17 protein-coding genes and 1 tRNA gene are annotated in these 20,987 nt (G+C 47.9%); 7 read left to right on the plus strand and 11 right to left on the minus strand.

The window, feature by feature from the left end; genetic code table 11:
• Positions 1 to 87: 87 nt before the first annotated feature.
• Entirely contained in the window at positions 88 to 708 is a 621-nt protein-coding gene (locus QUA56_RS20850) for a M23 family metallopeptidase (protein ID WP_333361043.1), read from the minus strand.
• A 459-nt stretch (positions 709 to 1,167) separates the two neighbouring features.
• Between QUA56_RS20850 and QUA56_RS20855 the strand changes: the two genes are divergently transcribed.
• On the plus strand, positions 1,168 to 1,362 hold the full coding sequence (locus QUA56_RS20855) for a hypothetical protein (protein WP_333361045.1): 195 nt from the start codon (positions 1,168 to 1,170) through the stop codon (positions 1,360 to 1,362).
• Between the two features lie 445 nt (positions 1,363 to 1,807).
• Here QUA56_RS20855 and bchH read toward each other — a convergent pair whose 3' ends face one another.
• Positions 1,808 to 5,677: a magnesium chelatase subunit H gene (bchH, locus tag QUA56_RS20860; protein WP_333361046.1), complete on the minus strand. Its 3,870-nt coding sequence runs from the start codon at positions 5,675 to 5,677 to the stop codon at positions 1,808 to 1,810.
• 210 nt (positions 5,678 to 5,887) lie between these two features.
• Between bchH and cobJ the strand changes: the two genes are divergently transcribed.
• Positions 5,888 to 7,663, plus strand: a complete 1,776-nt coding sequence (cobJ, locus tag QUA56_RS20865) for a precorrin-3B C(17)-methyltransferase (protein WP_333361049.1) — start codon at positions 5,888 to 5,890, stop codon at positions 7,661 to 7,663.
• Between the two features lie 107 nt (positions 7,664 to 7,770).
• The gene (msrA, locus tag QUA56_RS20870) at positions 7,771 to 8,394 is read left to right on the plus strand and encodes a peptide-methionine (S)-S-oxide reductase MsrA (protein ID WP_333361051.1); all 624 of its coding nucleotides are present in this window, start codon (positions 7,771 to 7,773) and stop codon (positions 8,392 to 8,394) included.
• Positions 8,395 to 8,556: 162 nt separating this feature from the next.
• Here the strand turns inward: msrA and QUA56_RS20875 are convergent, their stop codons facing one another.
• Positions 8,557 to 9,318 (minus strand): nucleotidyltransferase domain-containing protein, encoded by a 762-nt coding sequence (locus QUA56_RS20875; protein ID WP_333361053.1) that lies wholly within the window; start codon positions 9,316 to 9,318, stop codon positions 8,557 to 8,559.
• Between the two features lie 41 nt (positions 9,319 to 9,359).
• Positions 9,360 to 10,310: a DNA polymerase beta superfamily protein gene (locus QUA56_RS20880; RefSeq protein ID WP_333361055.1), complete on the minus strand. Its 951-nt coding sequence runs from the start codon at positions 10,308 to 10,310 to the stop codon at positions 9,360 to 9,362.
• A gap of 257 nt (positions 10,311 to 10,567) precedes the next feature.
• Here QUA56_RS20880 and QUA56_RS20885 point away from each other — a divergent pair, with 257 nt between their 5' ends.
• Together QUA56_RS20885 and QUA56_RS20890 are read left to right on the plus strand one after the other, a co-directional pair.
• On the plus strand, positions 10,568 to 10,762 hold the full coding sequence (locus tag QUA56_RS20885; protein ID WP_333361057.1) for a type II toxin-antitoxin system HicA family toxin: 195 nt from the start codon (positions 10,568 to 10,570) through the stop codon (positions 10,760 to 10,762).
• A complete protein-coding gene (locus tag QUA56_RS20890) occupies positions 10,762 to 10,968 on the plus strand; it encodes a type II toxin-antitoxin system HicB family antitoxin (protein WP_293185095.1) in 207 nt (68 codons plus the stop codon). Before QUA56_RS20885 ends, QUA56_RS20890 begins: the two co-directional genes overlap by 1 nt.
• 37 nt (positions 10,969 to 11,005) lie before the next feature.
• Here the strand turns inward: QUA56_RS20890 and QUA56_RS20895 are convergent, their stop codons facing one another.
• From QUA56_RS20895 to QUA56_RS20925, 7 genes are all read right to left on the minus strand, one after another.
• Complete coding sequence (locus tag QUA56_RS20895) at positions 11,006 to 11,227, minus strand: hypothetical protein (protein WP_333361060.1); 222 nt, start codon at positions 11,225 to 11,227, stop codon at positions 11,006 to 11,008.
• A 53-nt stretch (positions 11,228 to 11,280) separates the two neighbouring features.
• Positions 11,281 to 11,352, minus strand: a tRNA-Val gene (locus QUA56_RS20900).
• Between the two features lie 135 nt (positions 11,353 to 11,487).
• On the minus strand, positions 11,488 to 11,700 hold the full coding sequence (locus QUA56_RS20905; protein ID WP_333361062.1) for a DUF2839 domain-containing protein: 213 nt from the start codon (positions 11,698 to 11,700) through the stop codon (positions 11,488 to 11,490).
• Positions 11,701 to 11,765: 65 nt separating this feature from the next.
• A complete protein-coding gene (locus tag QUA56_RS20910; protein ID WP_333361064.1) occupies positions 11,766 to 13,274 on the minus strand; it encodes a helicase C-terminal domain-containing protein in 1,509 nt (502 codons plus the stop codon).
• Between the two features lie 22 nt (positions 13,275 to 13,296).
• Positions 13,297 to 14,826, minus strand: a complete 1,530-nt coding sequence (locus QUA56_RS20915) for a pentapeptide repeat-containing protein (RefSeq protein WP_333361066.1) — start codon at positions 14,824 to 14,826, stop codon at positions 13,297 to 13,299.
• Between the two features lie 79 nt (positions 14,827 to 14,905).
• Positions 14,906 to 16,468, minus strand: coding sequence for a pentapeptide repeat-containing protein (locus QUA56_RS20920; protein ID WP_333361067.1), 1,563 nt, complete (start codon positions 16,466 to 16,468; stop codon positions 14,906 to 14,908).
• A gap of 96 nt (positions 16,469 to 16,564) precedes the next feature.
• The gene (locus QUA56_RS20925; protein ID WP_333361070.1) at positions 16,565 to 18,127 is read right to left on the minus strand and encodes a pentapeptide repeat-containing protein; all 1,563 of its coding nucleotides are present in this window, start codon (positions 18,125 to 18,127) and stop codon (positions 16,565 to 16,567) included.
• A gap of 38 nt (positions 18,128 to 18,165) precedes the next feature.
• Between QUA56_RS20925 and QUA56_RS20930 the strand changes: the two genes are divergently transcribed.
• Both QUA56_RS20930 and QUA56_RS20935 read left to right on the plus strand, forming a co-directional pair.
• Positions 18,166 to 19,005, plus strand: coding sequence for a prephenate/arogenate dehydrogenase (locus QUA56_RS20930; protein WP_333361072.1), 840 nt, complete (start codon positions 18,166 to 18,168; stop codon positions 19,003 to 19,005).
• A gap of 67 nt (positions 19,006 to 19,072) precedes the next feature.
• Positions 19,073 to 20,908 (plus strand): APC family permease, encoded by a 1,836-nt coding sequence (locus QUA56_RS20935; protein ID WP_333361074.1) that lies wholly within the window; start codon positions 19,073 to 19,075, stop codon positions 20,906 to 20,908.
• Positions 20,909 to 20,987: the final 79 nt, after the last annotated feature.

Here is a 20,987-nt window from a genome sequence, read left to right on the forward strand (position 1 = left end):
AACTGACAACTGACAACTGACAACTGACAACTGACAACTGACAACTGACAACTGACAACTGACAACTGACAACTGACAACTGACTAATTAAGACTGCTGGGAGTACATTTCCCGGAGTACCAAAGCCGGGTCTACCCAGCGGCCGTCGTACTTCAATCCCCAGTGCAAATGAGGGCCAGTCGTGCGACCGGTCATCCCAACTCTGGCAATTCTCGCACCGGCCGGCACAGTTTGACCCTGCCAAATTTGCAGGCCGCCTTGGCGATCGATATAGTAACGTCCGCCGTTAGCTGTTTCCACCCGACCTCTGAGGTGACAGTAGATGTGTTCCCAATTTCCCGATCGCACCACCATACCAGTGCCGCACCTGCCGTCTTCCCAAACTTCCACAATTTGCCCGCCCCACCAATTGCGGATATAGCTGCCTTCGGGGGCTGCCAAGTCCAAACCGTAATGAAAATCCCCGCCGCGAGGGCCGAAGGCGGAACTGTAGGCTTCAAAATTTTCGACGGGAAAAGAAGCTTCTTGCCACAAATTGCCCGTAGCGACTTTGCTTGGTAAGGTTTGCTGAGCCCGGACTAACTCCTGCCGCCATCCCATACCAAGTAAACCAATGCCGATCGAAACTGCCACCAGCAGCATCGATTTGGGACGAATTAAGCGTTTTGCCGCCAGCGGGCTTGTAGAGTCTTGCACGTTTTTTTTCATTCCTCAAAGTTGAATGGATTTGCAAGGGTGCGTTGTCTGTTGTGTCAATTCGCTGCAAGATTGCCTCTGAGCTCTACCCACTAGCGAATCAGTTGACCAACGTGTATCTTACTGCATACAGAGCCGCTGTCAAGGCTTCGGGTTGAATGCTGTGAGGAACGGAAAATTATTTTTCAGCGGAATTCGTGCTGCGGTTGAATTCGATCGAGCTTTTGCTTGAAACTATAATTAGTTCGGGCAATTATCCTATACTAAGCTGTTGCGGCATTTAAATTGTCTGTCAAAAAACAATCAAACAATGAGTGGGGTGTCCCGCCCGCAGAGAATATGCAATTTAAATGCGCGATAGCTTATCAGTGAAAAAAACAAGATGTCTGAGCACCAATCTTTAAAATAATTAAGTGATTTTATCGATAGCAACCCCTCCTTTAGCGAGAAATGAAGCGAGCAATGTCCGTAATGATGTGGATTGAGGGCGTACCTTGTTCTGAAAATTTAAAAACATTAAATGTATCAGCAACATTAAAAAACGATGAATTGGTAGAAACAAAGAAGATAAAAATAGAGAAAATTCTGGCCGAAAACAGAGAAGAGATAGAATCTGGAAAACTGGTGGTGTATACGATCGATCGATGTCATCTGCTTGTTCAGTGATGTTTGTGGATATGTTTTGGGAAAGACGAATAAAAGAATAGAAGTACCCATGACAAATCAGAGATCAAGGCAAACATATATAGCGGTTCTCAGAAAGATGAGGTACGTAGTTGGGCCCCGGCCCAATAAGTCTGGGTGGTTATGTAAGCTGTCAGTCATACCTCATCTTTTTGAGAAAGGCTATAGCATATTCCATGTATATGCGGTACACACAATCTTGTAGTAAGTAAGGTGCGTCGCTACCTGTCAAGGAGCAAGTTCCATTGAACCTGCTCCGCAGCGACGCACCCTACATAACACGTACCACACAATATAGCTGAAAAGTGTACTTCACGAACCACCGAATATGCTGTATATAGCCGCGCCTCTAAATTGCACATGAGAAATTTTGAAACTATTCTGGGGTTGGGCTTCTAGCCAGCCCTACATATTTAGACTAAAAAAACTACACTGTCACCCCTTCAATCTTCTCATCAGTTAACTCGTACAACTCGCGCAACTGCTGCAACTTATCCGCATCCGGCTGCCAAAAACCCCGCCCGTTAGCCTCCAACATTCGTCCCACAATATTGCGAAAAGCTTCAGGATTTGCCTCCCGCAACTTCCGCGCCATTTCCTCATCCAAAACATAAGTATCCGCCGCCTGATCGTAAACCCAACTATCAGTAAAATCAGCCGTTCCGCCCCAACCAATTAACGCCGTCATCCGCTGCGAAATTTCATAAGCGCCGCCCGAACCTTGATTGACCATCGCGTTAGCCCACTTAGGATTTAGCAACTTAGTTCGATATTCCAAGCGCAGCAAATCTTCTAAATTGCGAGGAGTTGTATCCTTAGAAAAACTTTCGACAAAACTGGTATTGACTTTTTTGCCGCGCTGCTTTTCTGCGGCTTTCTTCAAACCGCCAGTATTGGCATAATACTCTTGAATATCAGTCAAACCGTATTCCACAGAATCAATTTCTTGAATTATGCGATCGCACCCTTGCAACAACTGAGTCAAAACCTCCGGCCTCGCCTCCCCCTTATCCTTTCTCCCGTAACTAAAAACATTGCGGCTTTCCCAAGTTTTCCCCAACTCATCCCCCGATTCCCAACTACCATCCACAACTCTATCGTTAACCAGAGAACCAAAATCCCCAGCCGGATTAGAAAACAACCTTGCCGCATAATTCTGCACACCTTTAGCCTGCAAAATTAAAGCGTGTTTGCGAATAAAATTCTCCGATTCCGGTTCATCAGCATCCGCCGCGCGCGCAAACAAATCATCCAACAATTCAATAATATTCACAAAGCTATCTCGGAAAATCCCCGAAAGATTTCCCAACACATCAATCCGGGGATGGCCGACATCAGCTAACGGTTTTAACTCATAGCGAACAATGCGTCCAGTTCCCTCCTTAAGAGGTTCAGCCCCCACCAATTCCAGCAAAATGCCGATCGACTCCCCGCGAGTCTTAATAGCATCCAAACCCCACAGCATCACCGCCACAGTCTCAGGATAATTCCCCTGTTCAGCAACGTGCTTGTCAAGAATTTTCCGAGCAATTTCCCGCCCCCTTTCAAAAGCCGCCGGAGAAGGCATCCGATAAGGGTCTAAAGCATGAATATTCCTGCCAGTTGGCAACACGCCAGCCCCATCCCGCAACAAATCCCCACCCGGTGCAGGCAGAATATATTCCCCATTCAAACCCCGCAAAAGATTAGTCAACTCATCCGTCGTTTGCAACAACAAATCCCTAACTAACAAGCCCTCCTCAAAAACCCCACCAAACCCCTCTTGCTCTTCCTCTCTGCGCCCTCTGCGCCTCTGTGGTTCATTTTCTTCAAAAACCAGTTCACGCACCTGTTCCTGTGATAACCTCTCCCCAAAATAAGCCTCAAGATAAGAGGTCATTTCCTCAGAATTAGGCGGTTCCCCGAGAACGTGCAAACCAGAAGAAAACAAGCGAGATTCCACCACCTGCAAATACTCGTAAAGCTTCACCAAATAGCGGTTAAAAGCATCAGCACTGAACATTCCCACATTCTCAAAACTAAAAGCAATCCCCAATTTTCGAGCATTCTCAAACGGACAATCTGCCTCCAAACCGCTATCTAAAATCTTCTGGCAAATAGCCTCTTTCAGCACATAATTCTTAGCCGTATCTTCCCGATATTCCGCAATCAAATCCCGCAAAGCCATCAATTCCTTGTACAAGCCCGCGCGGCCGTAAGGCGGCACGTTGTGAGAAATCAAAACACCGTAACCGCGCCGTTTTGCTAACATCGATTCCGACGGATTGTTGGCGGCATAGATATAAAGATTGGGCAAACTTCCCAACAGAATATCCGACCAAGAATAGCCAGTATTTCCCAGAGGAGATCCCGGCAACCATTCCACAGTGCCGTGCATTCCGAAGTGAACCACAGCATCAGCTTGATAATCATTTTGCAGCCACTTGTAAAAAGCAGCGTATTGAGGGTGAGGTGTCAAATCGCGATCGAACATTAAGCGCATCGGATCGCCCGAAATCCCCAGCGGCGGCTGCAAACCTATCCAAACATTCCCCAGTTGAATGCCGCCGATTTGGAACTCGTCGCCATCTGTCTTAATTCCAGTACCCGTTAGAGAATGCCACTGTTTTTCGATACGACTTGTTAACAGATAGCCCAGCCATTTTTCTAAATTTTTGACATTAACAGTCTCTTGTGTGGTACGGGCATCTTGCCCGTCACAAGTAGCTTCATCCGCCTCTTTCACCCTGCGAATTAACTCCTCACCGTCAGCCGGAATTTCTCCAACTGTATAACCTGCTGCTTGAAGTTTGTGCAGGAAATTTAGCAGCGATTTCGGTACATTTAATAAAGCAGCCGTACCAGCCGCCCCGTAACCGGGAGGAAACCCGTAGAGAATAATCGCAATTTTCCTTTCAGATGGCGGAGTTTGGCGCAATTTTACCCAATTGTTAATTCTACTTGTGAGGCGTTTCGCGCGATCGGGCACCAGATAAATATCCTCACCCACCAAACCGCCCAGGGGAACAGGATCGATCGCGCCATCCAACTCAGGCAAAGCATACAATACCACACTTTGCAAACCTCCAATCCCCTGACGAGTCCAAGAATGGATATCCTGAATCAGCAGAGGTGCGGACACAAAATAAGGTACATTTTTAGCAGTTAAAATGCGCTTAGCAACTTCCACCTGCCTTCCACCCTCCATCGAACCAGCGGGCCCGCCAACTAGCGGAAAGCCAATAGTAGAAACAATCGCATCAACTTCCACAGCATCTTGAGAAAGAGAAAGAGTTTCAATATTGCCTTGTTTTCGCCGCGCAGTTTCATCAGCAGTAGTCATCCAATCCCGCACCGCCACATGGCCTTCAACACCATTGATAAAAATCGGCAAAGGCACAATTCCCGCATCTTCAAAATAGCGAATTAATTGATGAATATAAGGCTGTTTCGTGATAACGTGCTTGCGGTAAAGCAAGATGCCCACCACAGATTCTGTTGTATGGTGCGTCGCGGAGAGATTTTCGGGTTGATTCGCAGATTGTCGATCGCGACGCACCCTACTGTCTGTTGTATGGTGCGTCGCGGAGAGATTTTCAAGCTGATTTGCAGATTCTTCTTTGCGACGCACCCTACTGGTTTGATTACCGAGATACCAATCCAAATATTGCCGGGGCGATTCAAAATAACCATGATAATCGGGATGCAATAAACCCATATTGGGAGTTTCCACAGGCGGCGGAATTTCTGCAACCTTCAGCCCCAAATACTTTTCGGCAATAATCCAAAACATCGAGACAACATTATCCGCACCGCCCGCATTCCAGTAACCGTAAATAATCAGCCAGTTGCGTAAATCTTGCACTTTTTGCACTGGCACGTATTTCAATAACTTCGGCCCAACCTTCAAAAAACTGATGTAACCAGCGAGTTTATCTTCTTCTCGCCCGTTGCTGAACTTATCCAGAATAAACTTAACCGGTTTCGGCATTCCCTTCGGCTTGTCGCCAATTTTAAAAGCGCCGATTTGAGTAAGACTCATCAATTCCAAAGCCGACTCAAAAACCAGGCGAATCGGGATATGTTGCACCCTTTCCCGCAGCCACATTACCGCATCGTAATCAAACAGCAAACTCCCGAAAAACACATCAGCATTCGAGAGGGCGGCTGCTACAGCGTCGGGTTCGTCTGCGAGGGCGCGATCGCTAAAAACCCGCACTTCCAATCCCTGACAGCCAGCCACAGCCAACTCGGCAGCTTTCCGGTACAACTCAGCATTGAAAGATTCAAACCCTGCAATTAAGACAATGCGTTTCACAGCCCAACCTCGAAATATTTGCTTCTTTTAATGATAGACTAATTACAGAGATGCACAGGCAAGATGCCTGTGCCACTGACAGACAGAACAAAAAAGATAATCTTCTGCTTTCTCTTACTTCGCGCCTTCGCAGTTTATCAAATATGTCTTATTAAAGTAAGAACCAATTAAAATAATCAAACCAATCCAAACAGAGCAATATTTACAACAGTGAATCGAATACCTCCCGCAATAGTTATCTTAGGTCACAATAGCCTGCCGATCGCCAAAAAAATCTCCGCACATTTCCCCGGTTCCCAGATTTACGGTTTAATCGATCGCACTTCCCACACAGACATCAACTTTAGCAACTTCGGCGAAACATTGCGGGAATTATTTGCAACAGAAACCCCAATCATCGCCATCTGCGCCGCCGGAATAATCATCCGCACCCTCGCCCCAATGCTGTCAGACAAACGCGCCGAACCGGCAGTTTTAGCCGTCGCAGAAGACGGAAGCGCCGTCGTACCGCTGCTGGGCGGTTTGCACGGCGTTAATGATTTGGCCAGAGAGATTGCAGCAGCCCTCGGCGTACAGCCTGCGATTACCACAACGGGAGATATCCGGTTTCGCACCGCGCTGCTGAGTCCTCCCCAGGGCTATTCTTTGGCGAATCCAGAGGACGCGAAAACTTTTATTTCAAATTTGCTCGCCGGGGCAAAAGTACGCCTAGAAGGCAAAGCTAGCTGGCTTTCCGAGAGCAATTTGCCGTTAGCGCAGCCCTCGGAGAGGATCGCCCCCGATGCAAAATTGACGATCCGCGTCACCGAAAAAGCAGTTTTGCCTGCGCCAGATTGTTTGGTTTACCATCCGCAAATTGTGGCAGTTGCACTCACAAAGCTATCGAATATTGAGCCGGAAATAGCGGTTTCATTAGTCCAGAAATTATTGGAAAATGCAGGTTTAGCGCCAGCTTCCGTTGCGGGAATTTTTGCCTTAAAAGATGAGATGGGAAATCCGGCACTTGAAGCAGTTTCACAATATTTTCAAGTCCCCGTCCGCTTTTTAAATCTATCCGAACTTGTCGAATTAGACTCAATTGAATTCATCGAAAATCAGGCCGCACAAATTGCCCTGACAGCAGCCGGTGCAAACAGTCACTTAATCGAATGCGATCGCACTTTAGCGCTCAATTGCGCGATCGCCCTGGCTGCCGAACCCCTAGATGCTAGCGCGATCGGAGTTAGCCGCGGCAAACTGGCGATCGTCGGTACGGGCCCCGGAGGCGCGCCCTGGATGTCCCCGGAGGTTAAACAAATCCTGCGCGAAGCCACGGATTGGGTGGGTTACAAGTTCTATCTCGACTTAGCCGGAACCCTGCGGGAAGGGCAACAGCGGCACGATTCCGACAACCGCGAAGAGATCGATCGCGCCCGTTTTGCCCTAGATTTAGCAGCATCGGGAAAATCTGTCGCCGTGGTTTCGTCGGGAGATCCGGGTATTTTTGCGATGGCGGCAGCGGTGTTTGAGGCGATCGACTTTGATGCCAAACCCGAATGGCAAGGCATCGATATTCGGGTGGCACCGGGCATTTCAGCCATGCAGGCAGCCGCTGCTGCGATCGGAGCACCCCTCGGACACGATTTTTGCGCGATTTCGCTTTCGGATATTCTCAAGCCCTGGGAGGTCATAGAACAGCGGATTTCGGCCGCTGCGATCGCAGATTTCGCGATCGCATTTTACAATCCAGTATCCACACAGCGGAAGTGGCAATTGGGAAGGGCGATCGAGATTTTGTTGCAAAGTCGCGATGCTAAAACCCCCGTCATCCTAGGGCGAAACCTCGGGAGGCCAGGCCAATCCGTGCGCGTTTGCACCCTCGGCGAATTCCGCCCCGAAGATGCAGACATGAGAACTTTAGTAATTGTTGGTTCCAGTCAAACTCGGATTATTCCCCGCAAATATGGAGATGTTTGGGTTTACACGCCGCGCAGGTACGAAAAATAAGTCTAAGTGATTTGTCAAAAGCAACATTTCTCTATCTTCTCTTTCTCTGCGCCCTCTGCGCCCTCTGCGGTTAATAAAAAAAATCTCCTTCACACAACCAGCCACCAATGAACACAAAATTACCAGAAACAATAGAAACAGCTACTTTTGGACTTGGTTGTTTTTGGTCTCCCGACGCGCAGTTTGGAGTTATCCAAGCAGTCGTGCGAACTCGCGTCGGTTACGCGGGCGGGGCTACAGCAAACCCCACTTATCATAACATAGGGAATCATATTGAAGCGGTCGAAATAGATTTCGATACCTCGCGGATTTCCTATGCAGAACTGCTGGATATTTTCTGGAGAAGTCACAATCCCCGGCAATTTCCTAGTTGGTCTAGACAGTATATGGATGCGGTTTTTTATCGCAGTGATTCACAAAGGCAATGTGTTGAGCTAAAACTCCATCGCGAAAAAGCTAATGGCGGCAAAATTTATACATTAATTCAGTCTTTGACCGAGTTTTATTGGGCGGAGGATTACCATCAAAAATATTATTTGCGTCAGGAACCCGAACTGATGAAAGAATTCGATCGCACTCAGTTTGTGAACTCCACTGTAGCAGCAAGAGTCAACGGTTATGTCGCGGGCTTCGGCAGTTTCTCCAATCTCAAAGCGGAAATTAGAGATTTTGGTTTGTCTGCAGCCGGATGCGAGAAATTAGAGAAAATAGTCTCCAGAATCCGACATTAAATTTTACCTAACTCTTGTGGGATGGGCGTCTCGCCCGTCCGCGACTAATATGTAGCGACTAATCTGTAGGGTGCACGGCTGCACCAGACGACTAATTTTACCCAGCTATTGTGGGATGGGCGTCCCGCCCGTCCGCAGTATGCAAGTTAGACATGAAATAGCTTAGTTCACAGATGACATCCTCACCTTTACCAGAAAATCGCTAAGAGCAACCTTTGCATTAGGATTTGACGGCAAATGACTTGTAAAACTTGCCTCTTCTAATATATTGATTAGCCGATCGCGCTCTTGCTGATAAAATTCAATATCTGTATCTTCCAACACAGATTTTTCCTCCCCAGCCAGCTTGCGATCGATCAAATCAGGAATATACGACAATTGGAATTTCTCGTTAAGTTTCACCAAATTCGCCTCAACTTCCCCCGTTTGCATCAAGTGAATCCCCGCCAGCAACACCCGGTAAACGTACAGCAGCGGCTTAACCCGACGCGGGCTTTCTTTCTCAAACAATCGCCATTGAGTTTGAGCAAAACCGAGATAGTGGTGGCTGTGGTGCTTGGTAATGCAGTTCGAGGCGAGATCCTTTAATTCCTCATGTTCCTTTGTACTGTAAACTATGAGCGGCGAATACAGTTGTTCTAGCACGTAGCCGTTGCGCTTCAACAGCAACTCAAAAAATTTCTTGATGTCGTGAGTTACTAAATCTATTTCCATTCCCTCCCGAACCTCAGAAACTTCGATCGTTTCTTCTCCAGAAATCAGTCCAATTACTTTCGGTAGCGGCAAAATGTGTACTCCCCGCAAGTCGAAGTCAGAATCTGCGGAAGGAAACCCGTATAAATGCGAACCGCTGACAGTGGCAAACAGCAGCGGATAAGGTCGAACGGAGATAATTTGGGCTAAATCGGAAATGTATTCTGTCATTTATTTTAGTCCGTGCAGGCGGGCTTTGTATAGAAGCGATTTCAAGATCCGATTTCGATCGCACCTCTACGAGATTTAATCAAAAACAGATTAGCTTTCTCGTAATTAGGACGTTCCGGTAAGGAAGTTGCAGCAAAAGCGCGATCGAACTCTGAGTGCAAGCTCAACCGCCAGCAATTAACCTCATCCCAGGAGATTTCCTGGTTGCGGATTGATAGCAATTGCGATCGATAATCCTGCACCCGCACCGGGACAAAACCCTCTTTAAGTACCGTAATTCCTGACAGCAGCAACCGAATCAAGTGCATCGCGTGCTTCCAGCGAATTTCCCCGGTATTGCGGAGGTCTTGCTCCATTTTTTTAAATTGAGACAAAACGTAGCTATTGTAAGTTTGATAAACCAATTGAGAAAGAAAGATTTCCCGAATTTCCAGCAATTCTTGTGCTACAGGAGAAACCGTTTCTATCAAAGGCGTGTACAAACATTCTAGCACATTTGGATTAGCTTTTAGTGCCAAAACCAGAAATTTTTGCAGTTCCCAATAGCATTCTTGATTTTCCTTGTTTTCCAATTGTTCTGGAATGCCGTAAAGCGACCAGTGAAGTATTGCCGGCGGCTGGTAAATCCCGCGCCTGTCTGTATCGGATTGCTCGTTATCAAGACCGTAAGCTCTGGAACCAACAATGCAGCGGTAAATTACAGAATCATAGAGGTTGTATTCTGCAAGAAAATCTCCTCCTGACTGCAATCCTTCGCTTTGAAATTGTTTGCGGATGCTGAATTCGTGTCGCCGCAGACTAACTTGTGTTGCGTCTGGGAGTTTGACTAAATAGGCGTGGGAATTGTCTGTAGGCGACTGAACGATGACACCTACTAATCCCGGTTTCCAATATTCGTTAGTTGCAGGATTTTTGACCTCAATTTTGGTAACAATTTGGGTGCCTGCGGGGATGATTAAGTTGAAATTTTGGGGAAGATTGGCATTTGCCATGAGGGAACCTCCTGCGGTGGCACGAGCTACAATGTTAGTGTAGCATAGATGTAGTATAAAAAAAGGGGGTTTGGGCGATCGCGTCCCGCTTGCAGCCCGTGCTACGGCTGTTTTGGCATTGTTAAACATTCTCCTCGGATTGAGCAGGATGAGGTTTTTTATCAGTCGCGCAGGTTACAATGGAGAGGTTGCTGAAGTTAGATCATATGATCGGAATAAAAGTGTGGGAGTTGATTAGTTTTATAGATAGATGAACAATGAAAGTTAGAGAAGTTATTAAAATGTTAGAAGATGATGATTGGTATTTAGCTAGAACAAGGGGCAGTCACCGTCAATTTAAACACCCAGAAAAGGCTGGAACTGTAACTGTGTCAGGTAATTTAGGCATTGATATGCCAATAGGTACGCTTAAAAGTGTTTTGCGGCAATCTCAACTACAGGAGGAAGATTAATGCGTTATGCTGTTGTAATTGAAAAAGGTCAAACTAGCTACGGTGCGTATGTTCCCGATTTACCTGGATGTGTAGCTGTGGCTGAAAGTTTAGAAGAGGTGAGGAATTTAATTAAAGAGGCGATCGCATTTCATATTGAAGGACTACAAGAGGATGCTTTTCCTATTCCCGAACCTGTCTCTATTTGCGAATATGTTGAAGCTTAAGCTAAACACCAATTACTTTTTATTTTCAGTCATTTTCTCATTCTCCTCTCCGATAAGCTGCAATTTCTTGGGCAATTTCTTCATCAGTTAAAGGATGATCCGCGTGTAAAGCCTGGGTTTCTTCACATAAGTTGCTAAAAGTTTCAGCTAAAGCTTGTCTGTGCGGATCGGGCTGATAACTATTCTTAAGTTCCAGGCTCATTTTAATTTTTTCTGCTAATAACTTTTCTTGTTCAGCTTTCAGAATTATTTGTATCATAGAGTTACCTCTATCCCGGCGATCGCCTAAATGAGTCACGTTAAAATTTTGAATGGGCGATACAGGATTTGAACCTGTGACATCTTCCGTGTGAAGGAAGCGCGCTACCACTGTGCTAATCGCCCGAAGATAACTAACATAACATACTAACTCCAAATTGGCAACTAAATTTTACCAAAAAATTCGGCCGCTACTTTCCGAGTTGAAACTCGACAAAATGTACGATCGCACAAACAAATGCCCGATCGCACTTGCAGCCATCAATCAACCACCCACCAACCCGCCGCTGGGCCGACGAATCGCACTACAATCCACCAACCAACCAACAAGCTAATCCCGATCCAGCTTCCGCGACTTGTCCACTTGACAAAATCTTCGCTTTGGGTTTTCGTGATTGGCAGCCAGGGAAGGATGCGTTCTTCTTTACCGTATTCGTCGCCGATCGACTCTTTGCGACGCTTAGCTTCACCCATAATCTTTGTCTGCTAAATTAGATTTCAACTCAATACCTAACCAAATTATAGACCAACAGGTCATCTCAAGCCTGCGTCAACCAAGTCGTATCCAAATAATCAATCCTCGCAAAAGGACTCAAAGCCGCTAAAACCTGCTGTCCGTAACTGCGGTGAATCACCCTGCTGTCGAAAATCGCCACCACCCCTTGACGTTCTCGCACCGGCGCGATCGCCCGCTGCAACTCATTCAGCGCCGCCGGCAGCAAATACAACCGAAACCAATCCCTGCGCTGCTCCTTATAATAAGCCACACGCGCCGTCACCAAAGGATTTTCCAAGGAAGGTAGCGGCAAAGTTGCGATCGCCAGCAAGTGAGGCGCCCTCAATTCCCCCTGATGTTCCCGCCAAAACTCCCACCCCGTCACCAAAATCGCATTCTCGCCCACATCTGTTTTTTCTACCTGCACCCGAGAACCGAACTCAGAAGCCAAAATCGCCGCCAGCCTAGCCTTCAGCGGTACATCACCAACAATCAGCACCGTTAAACCCGCCACTGACGCGCTCATCAACAGCAAAGTCCGAATTTCTTCAATTAAAACACCCTGAAATTCCGGCGTATTCGGCAGCGGCAGCCAGTTGGGAATGTACAGTTGAATTAATTCGCTTTGTCGATCGGGCGAAAACTTCACGCTCGTCAATTCTGGCAGTCCCAGCATTTGCCGGAAGATCGGAGCCTTCGGTTCCACATCCACCGCCCCCCCAATCAACACCACAGGCACTGCAGACCAAATTTTGCTCAAAACCTCAGCCACCTGCACCGGCGCGCAGTACAGAGAAAATGACCCTCCCGATCGATTAATTTGAGCCCACCTGAGTCTGCCGTTTGCTTCCCACCGCTGCCAAAAATTGCTCCAAGCAGCCGGAATCAGCGAGTTTGGCTCGATCCTTTCAAACAGCCCCTTCAAAATATTTTGCTCTGCGGTTTCCAGCAAATAGCACTCATCAGGCTTAGGCGGATGCTGAAAGAAAGCCCGCGTTAGCATTACCCGCCCTTGGAGGATTGCATCGGCTTCCAAAGGCTGAGATTGCATTAAATCGTTCCAGTCAGCCGGTTGCAAACACGCCGTCAATTGCTGGCGAGTCCAAACTTCCAAGTCATCCACACCGTCAATAATTGTCGGAATATTGCTGTGAAGTGGCGAATTCGCCGCCAAGCGAGCCGCCAGCCAAGACTGCGGATCTGCTAGCATCAATCCTCGTCCCGTGGCACGATCGGAATAAGTCTCGATCGGCCGCTCAGTTTGCAGCCACTCTTGCAAGCGCGGAATTTCCACCGCCTGCAAATGTTCTAGCAGCGGTGTCGGCGCGACTAAAATCACAGGCTCCGGCCACATTAAAATCGGCATCAAATAGCTGACTCGATACCGCTGTCGGAAAGCTCCAGCGGGAAGCCCCGTCTGGATCAGAGCGCTGCGCCCCAAGCGCAAAGCCCGCGCCACGAGCCGCGCCATCGTTAAATGATGGGGCCAGTGCGGCTCGGAGTTCGATCGCAGGAAGCGGAGCAGCGAGTTGTGGACTTCTACCTCAATCAATCGATTTTACAGTTGGGATTTATCAATCAAGATAATCAAAACTTGCCATAAAATCAACTAATTTTTTACCCGCGGGCAACTTGAATTTACTTTCCTGATTATTTCCACCTCGCCGACCAAAATTCTGGTGAGACTGCACGGTCAAACTCTCCTGCCCCGAACTAATTAAAATAGTTTGGGTAGGTGACTGAAAAAATTTTGTTTGGCGATCGGCATTTATTGCTGTTTCCAGCATTCTTTTCACCTCATTTAAATTATCTATCGCTGAATTCAATGCTTTACAAAACTGCAATATCCGTTTTTTGTTCAAATCTTGACTTTCCATATTTTTGGCTAGCACCACAAGATTTCTCTGAGTTTCTAAGGCGTCATTAAAAGGAAGAATCCCTAAAAAAGCTCCTGGCAATAAATGTTCGTCGCTATCAAATCTAAAAGTGAGAGTTGTCCGGCGGTAGCCGATTTCAATATTGGGAGGAGAGCTCATTACCCGGTAATGCTGAGCTATTTCGCTGTAAGCTGTTGCTAAAGTGCTGTTTGCTGAGTAGTCTAAAAGTGCGTCAATCACAATTTGCACTAACCCTGGCGTGTGATTTAAAAATTTTCTCGATTCTGAAGGCGAATTAAATTGTTTAACCTGAGTAAGATCGCCTGCGGGGCTGATGTCAACCCACTGGCAAGTAATATCATCTGCGATGATGCCAAACCGGGGAACCAAATACAGTTTTGCCCCTGTTAAAGTTGCCCCAGTCAAATCAGCGCCTACCCAATCTGCGTTAATCAAATTGGTTTTTGTCAAATCAGCGTGAACCAAACTAGCATGGGCTAAATTAGTATTTCTTAAATCTGCTCCGTTGAGGTTAGCTCCGTTAAAGTTAGCCTCGCTCAGATCGGCGCCGTTGAGGTTAGCTCCGCTCAAATCCGCCCATTTGAAGTTAGCTCCGCTCAAATCGGCACTGCTGAGATTTACCTGCTGTAAAGAAGCTTGTTTCAGATCGGCACTGCTCAAATTGACACCATTGAAATCTGCTTTCGTCAAATCCGCGCCGTGCAAGTTAGCTGCTTGAAAGTTAGCTGAAGCAGCCGAAGCACCTCTGAGGTTTGCACCGGAAAGATTAGCACCCGACAGGTTAGCTTGCGTCAGTTTTACCTCTCTTAAATCTGCTTCAGTCAGGTTTGCGCCGCTGAAGTTAGTTTTGCTCAGTTCGCAGCGGACTAATTCGCTTCTAATCAGGGATGCTCCGATTAATTGAGCTGCACTTAAATCGGCTCTCACTAAGTTTGCTACGTTGAGAGTAGCCCCGTTTAAGATTGCCCGCGAGAGATTGGTGCTGCTGAGTCTAGCCACATTCAGGTTAGCTTCGCTCAAGTTAGCTTCGCTCAAGTTAGCGCCGCTGATGTTGGTGACAAATAAGCTAGCCCGCGTTAAAATTGATTGGCTGAGGTTGATGCGGCTGAGATTAGCTTCATTCAGGTTGATTCCTGTGAAATTTCTGTCGCCTTCTGTGTATCTTTTGACGATTGCAAATCGTTTGAGAAGTTCTTCAGCTTCCATTTTTTTACCTGACAGAAAGGGCAATCGGCTAATTTTTATATGGCATGAATAGAAATTATCTCAAATTAATTTATAGTATTTACTCACCGAGCTGATAAAAGCTTTTGACAAACTCAACGACCGTATTTAGCGGCGGGGTTGTGAATCTTTGGGCTTTAATTGTAGGACCGATCGAGGTTTTGGTGACTCCCGCCAAATTTGTCAAGTTTCTGCCAAAGTCTGGGTGATAGTGAACCATCAAACTTTCGGCGCTGGAGTTAGCCAGTACAGTTTGGGTAGGCGATTGGAAAAAACTCGATACCGATTCGCGATCGAGGCGAATCGGCTGAATTTTCATTTCCCCTATTTTTCTAATTGTTTTGGTCAGGGTCACGTTCAATTGCACTACCAGATTTGAGACTCTGACGCCCAGGTTATTACCGCTTTGGGGTTGAATCATCTTGATCAGAGTAATGAGATTTTTCTGAGTAAATGCCGCGTCGCTAAAGGGAATAATGGCAACGAAAGCTGTGAGAAATAGTTGCTCGTCCTGGTCTATTCTAAATGAGATGATTGTGCGCCGCGAATTAACTTCTATGCTGGGAGGATTGCTCAAACCCGAGTATTGACGGGCAATTTGGCGGTAGGTAGCTGCGAGGACAAAGTTAGCGTCGGTGTCTAGAGGTCGATCGACAATAATTTGAACTGTCGGCGGTGTAGCATTAAAAAACCTTTGAGATGCTTCTGGGGTAAAGCGCTGAATGCGGCTGCGATCGCCGTTAGGACTGAGGTCAACCCAATCGCAGGTAATGTCATCTGCTTTCACGCCAAACCTAGACACCGCGTAAATTTTTGCCCCCGTCAGGGCAGCCCCCGTCAAATCTGCCCCCACCCAATCAGCGTGAATCAAATTCGCTTGAGTCAAATCCGCGTGTACCAGAGTAGCGTTCAACAGGTTGACATTGCTCAAATTTGCCCCGTACAAGTTAGCCCCGCTCAATCTCGCTTCGTCGAGGTCAGCGCCTGTCAGGTTCGCCCCGCTGAGGTCAGCCCACCGGAGATTAGCGCCTCGCAAATCAGCGCCGCTGAGGTTGGCCTGAGACAGATTAGCTTGTCTGAGTTCGGCATTGCAGAGGTTGACTCCTCGCAAGTCTGCCCTGCTGAGGTCGGCTCTGTGCAAGTTGGCCCGTTCCAAGTTGGCCGCTGTCAGGGAAGCGCCTCTGAGGTGAGCCCCACTGACATCAGCTTGCTCTAGATTGGCTTCTCTGAGGGTTGCTTCTCTCAAATCTGCTTCGCTGAGGTTTGCGCCGCTTAAGTTAGCACTGCTGAGGTCGGCTCTGATCAGTTCGGCTCTGATCAGTGTAGCTTCGACGAGTTTGGCTTCGCTGAGGTCGGCTCGAATCAAGTTAGCCACGTTGAGGATAGCGCCGCTGAGGTCGGCTTTGTGGAGATTGACACCGCTGAGTCTCGCAACATTGAGTTTGGCTTTTCTCATGTTGGCGTTTGACAGATTGGCACCACTCATGTTGGTGAGGCTCAAGATTGCTTCGCTGAAATTAGCTCCGCTGAGATCGATTCTGCTGAGATTTGCCTCGCAAAGGAGGATGGCAGTAAAGTCTCTTTCTCCTGCTGCATATTTGGCGATGAGTTCTTCGGCGTCCATGCTTTTCAAATTCCCTGATGTGTTAGCTAGAACAAAGCTTTGTTGTGCCAACCTTTTAAATAGAATAAGCATTTTTTGTAACTAGATGCAATATGCCTAGACATCGATATTGTGGAAGCCTTTTATAAAATCCAAAATGGTAGTGATATTAGCTTGACCCAATTTTGTGCTTTCGATTAACTTGCCTGCGCTTGAGTTATTCGGGTCGTATTTTTTGATCAGGCGCTTGCCGAAGGCTGGGTGGTGATATACGCTGAGTCTTTGGTCGCGGGAATTAATTAAGATCATCTGTGTAGGAATTTGAAAAAAATTGATGCTTTGGCCGATTTTGGGAAAAGAACTTGAAATTTTGATTTGGTCTACTTTGCTGATAGCTTGGTTGAGAGCTTTGCTACATAACTGGACGTGTTTGGATTCTTTGACGTTAAGTTTGCCTGCATCGTGAGATTGAATCATTTTCATCAAAGCGATTAGGTTTTTTTGAGTTGTGGCGGCGTCGTTAAAAGGAATGATGGCAACGTAAGCGGTGGCAAATAATTTATCGTCGCTGTCCATTTTAAAGGCGAGTACGGTGCGCCTTGAGCTGACTTCGATCGTGGGCGGCTGACTTAAACTCGGGTATTGTTGGGCAATTTGGTAATAAGTTGCAGCTAGGGCAAAATGAGCGCCTTGGTCTAAGGGCGAGTCAATCACAATCCGAACTGTGGGCAAGGTTTCGTGAAAAAATTCCTGGGTTCCCCCCGAGTTCAACCAGTAAATTTGGCTGTGGTCGCCGTTGGGGCTGAGATCGACCCACTTACAGGTCATGCCTTCGGTTTTGATGCCCAGTCGCGAAACGGCGTGGAGTTTGGCTCCGGTTAAGGTGGCTCCGGTTAAGTCGGCTCCAATCCAGTCGGCGCGGATCAGATAGGCATTTGACAGGTCGGCGTGAACTAAACTGGCATTGAGCAAGTTGGCGTGGCAGAGGTCGGCTCGGCTGAGGTCGGCCCCGCTCAATTTGGCTTCGCTGAGGTCTGCCCAGCGGAGGTTGCAGCCGCTGAGGATGGCCCAGCGCAAATTGACGCCGCTGAGGTCGGCTCCGCTGAGTATGGCTTGAGTGAGGTTGGCTTGTCGCAGTTCTGTGCCTCGCAGGTCTGCGCCGCTGAGGTCGGCTCGGCTGAGGTCGGCACCTTGCAGGTTGGCTTGTTCGAGGTTGGCTTCTGTCAAGGACGCGCCGCTGAGGTGAGCGCCTCGAAGGTTGGCTTGAGCGAGGTTGGCTCCTCGGAGGGTGGCTTCGGTGAGGGTGGCTCCGCTGAGGTTGGCTCCGCTGAGGTTAGCGCCGCTGAGTTCGGCTCGAATTAACTCGGCTCTGATCAGTTTGGCTCCTGTGAGTGTGGCTCTTTTGAGGTCAACTCGCACTAGGTAGGCAACGTTGAGGTCGGCGTCGGTGAGGTCGGCACCGCCGAGATGGGCGCCGCTGAGTCTGGCGATGTTGAGTTTGGCACCGGTGAGGTTGGTTTTGCTGAGGTTGGCTCCGCTCAGGTTTGCTACACTCAGATTCGCACCCTTGAGGTTGGCTCCGCTCAAGTTGACGCCGCTGAGGTTGGCCTCAGTCAGGTTGATTCCGGCAAAGTTTCTTTCTCCGGCGGCATATTTTTTCAGGAGTTCCTCGACTGTCATGGGGGCGGCACCGTATCAAATATCCCCATTTTATTGCTATGAATATCGGTATTGTAGGACTGGGTTTAATTGGCGGCTCGATCGGGCTGGATTTGCGATCGCGCGGGTTTGATGTTTTTGGGGTTTCGAGTCGGCAGCAAACTTGCGATCGGGCGCAAGCTCGCGGTGTTGTAAATGAAGCCAGCATACACCTGTCTCTGATCGCAGCAGCCGATCTGGTTTTTATTTGCACGCCTCTGGGGTCGATCGAGCCGATCGTCCGAGAGTTGGTGCCCTATCTTTCCCCGGATACTATTGTAACTGATGTCGGTTCTGTAAAAACACCTATAGTGCAGGCTGTGTCTTCTCTGTGGCCGAATTTTGTGGGGGGACACCCGATGGCGGGGACTGCTGAAAGCGGAATCGAGGCGGCGGTGCCGGATTTGTTTGTGGGCCGGCCTTACGTGGTGACGCCGACTGCTCAGACGCCGGCGCTTGCGGTGGATGAGGTTGAGGAGATTGCACGGTTGCTGGGTGCTAAAGTTTACCGATGTGAGCCGGAAGAGCACGATCGAGCTGTGGCTTGGATTTCTCATTTGCCGCTAATGGCGAGCGCGACGCTGGTTGCTGCCTGCGATCTTGAAGGCGATCGGGATATTGTTAATTTAGCCCAACATTTGGCGAGTTCGGGTTTTCGGGATACGAGCCGCGTTGGGGGCGGCAATCCCGAGCTGGGAGTGATGGTGGCAAAGTACAATCGAGAGGAATTGTTGCGATCGCTCTCTATTTACCGCGACAGTCTCGACGAGTTCATCAGCGATATCGCAGCCGAAAATTGGCAAGCTCTCGAACACAAGCTGAAGCTGACTCAACAAGCGAGAGAGAATTACAACTTATAAGCCAAAAAATACTTAAAACGGTCCCCGTCTCGATTATGATTTGTGGACGCCTATATATTGAGTTTCAATGTACACTTATTCTCGACTCAAGAGATTTTTACTGGGTGAATCTCTCCCCACTAGCGCATCTATTCATGAACGGCTGAGCAACGCTACAGGACTAGCTGTTCTTGCTTCCGATGCACTTTCGTCTGTTGCCTACGCTACTCAAGAAACTCTGCTGGTGCTATTACTAGCGGGGAGTAGCAGTTTGAGTTTATCGCTGCCTATTTCTGGAATTATTATTTTACTGTTGGCGATCGTTGCGCTGTCTTACCGACAGACAATTAAAGCGTACCCCAACGGCGGTGGCGCTTACATTGTGGCGCGAGACAATTTAGGTATTTATCCTGGTTTGATCGCAGCAGGTTCGCTGATGATTGATTACATCCTCACCGTAACAGTCAGTATTTCGGCTGGGGTGGCAGCCTTGACTTCAGCAGTTCCCTCCCTGCACCCCTACACAGTTGAACTGTGCTTAGTTTTTATTGTCCTAATCATGTTTGCCAATCTCAGGGGATTGCGGGAATCTGGCAATATATTTATGGTTCCCACCTATGCGTTTCTCGTTGGCATTTTTGTTTTGATTGGCTGCGGTTTATTCCAACAGGCAACAGGTCATGTTTTGCCGACATTACAAAATATTCCAGCTAAGGAACCTTTGGGATTATTTCTGCTGGCGCGGGCCTTTGCGGCGGGCTGTACAGCCCTGACTGGAGTTGAAGCAATATCGGACGGGGTGTTAGCTTTTAAGCCTCCTGAATGGAAGAATGCGCGCCTGACTTTGAGCTATATGGCGGGAATTCTGGGAGCGATGTTTTTGGGGGTTAGTTACTTGGCTCATATTTATCAGGTGATTCCTACAGAACATGAAACGCTCCTTTCTGTGTTGGGAAAACAGATTTTTGGTGTCGGTATATTTTATTATTATTTGCAGGCTGCAACTCTGTTAATTTTGCTGTTGGCTGCGAATACGAGTTATGCGGATTTTCCGCGACTTTGTTATTTTTTGGCGCGGGACGGGTTTTTGCCGAGGCAATTGTCGCTGTTGGGCGATCGCCTGGTTTATTCTAATGGCATTAATCTGCTCAGCTTCTGCGCTGCTCTTTTAATTATCATCTTTCGAGGCAATACGAGCGCGGTGCTTCCCCTGTATGCGGTGGGAGTTTTCACTTCTTTTACTCTCTCCCAATCGGGAATGGTAATTCACTGGTTTAAGGAACGAGGTAAAGGTTGGCAAGTTAGTGCTGTAATGAACGGTATTGGTGCAGTGGCAACAACGGGAGTTTTGGGTGTAATTATCGCTACAAAATTCCTTTTGGGAGCTTGGGTTGTCGTAGTAACTATTCCGATCGTAGTCAGTCTATTTTTAGCTATTCACCGGCACTATCGGTATGTAGCGGCTCGCTTGAGCATTCAGGGAATAGAACCGAGGTCTTATCTTCGCAGACCTAGAGTTAAGGCGGTGACACATCCGGCAGTTGTGTTAGTCGGGCAGTTGCACCGAGGAACTTTCGAGGCCCTCGATTACGCTCGTTTAATTGCTGATGAAGTTGTGGCAGTTCACGTGGATATTGGTTTGACAGATCGAGCAAAATTACAAGCAGCTTGGCAAGATTTGCAGTCTGATATTCCTTTGGAAATTTTGGAATCGCCTTACCGTTCTGTTAGTGAGGCTTTGACTCAGTTTTTGGCTTTGTTTGAAGAGCAGCGACCGGGAGTGTTTTTAACGCTGATAATTCCGGCTTTTGTGACCCAAAATTGGTGGGAGGGACTGCTGCACAATCAAACTGCTTTTTTCTTGAAAGCGTCTTTGCGGGCGAAGAGAAGTCGGGTTGTAACAACGGTTAGATATTATCTCTAAGTGGGGAGGGGCAACCACCGGCGATTGCCCCTACTTCCTCGCAGTGAAGACTGGAATGCGGTCGGACGCGCTAACAAAA

Source organism: Microcoleus sp. N3A4, assembly GCF_036701805.1.
Taxonomy (GTDB): Bacteria; Cyanobacteriota; Cyanobacteriia; order Cyanobacteriales; family Microcoleaceae; genus Microcoleus.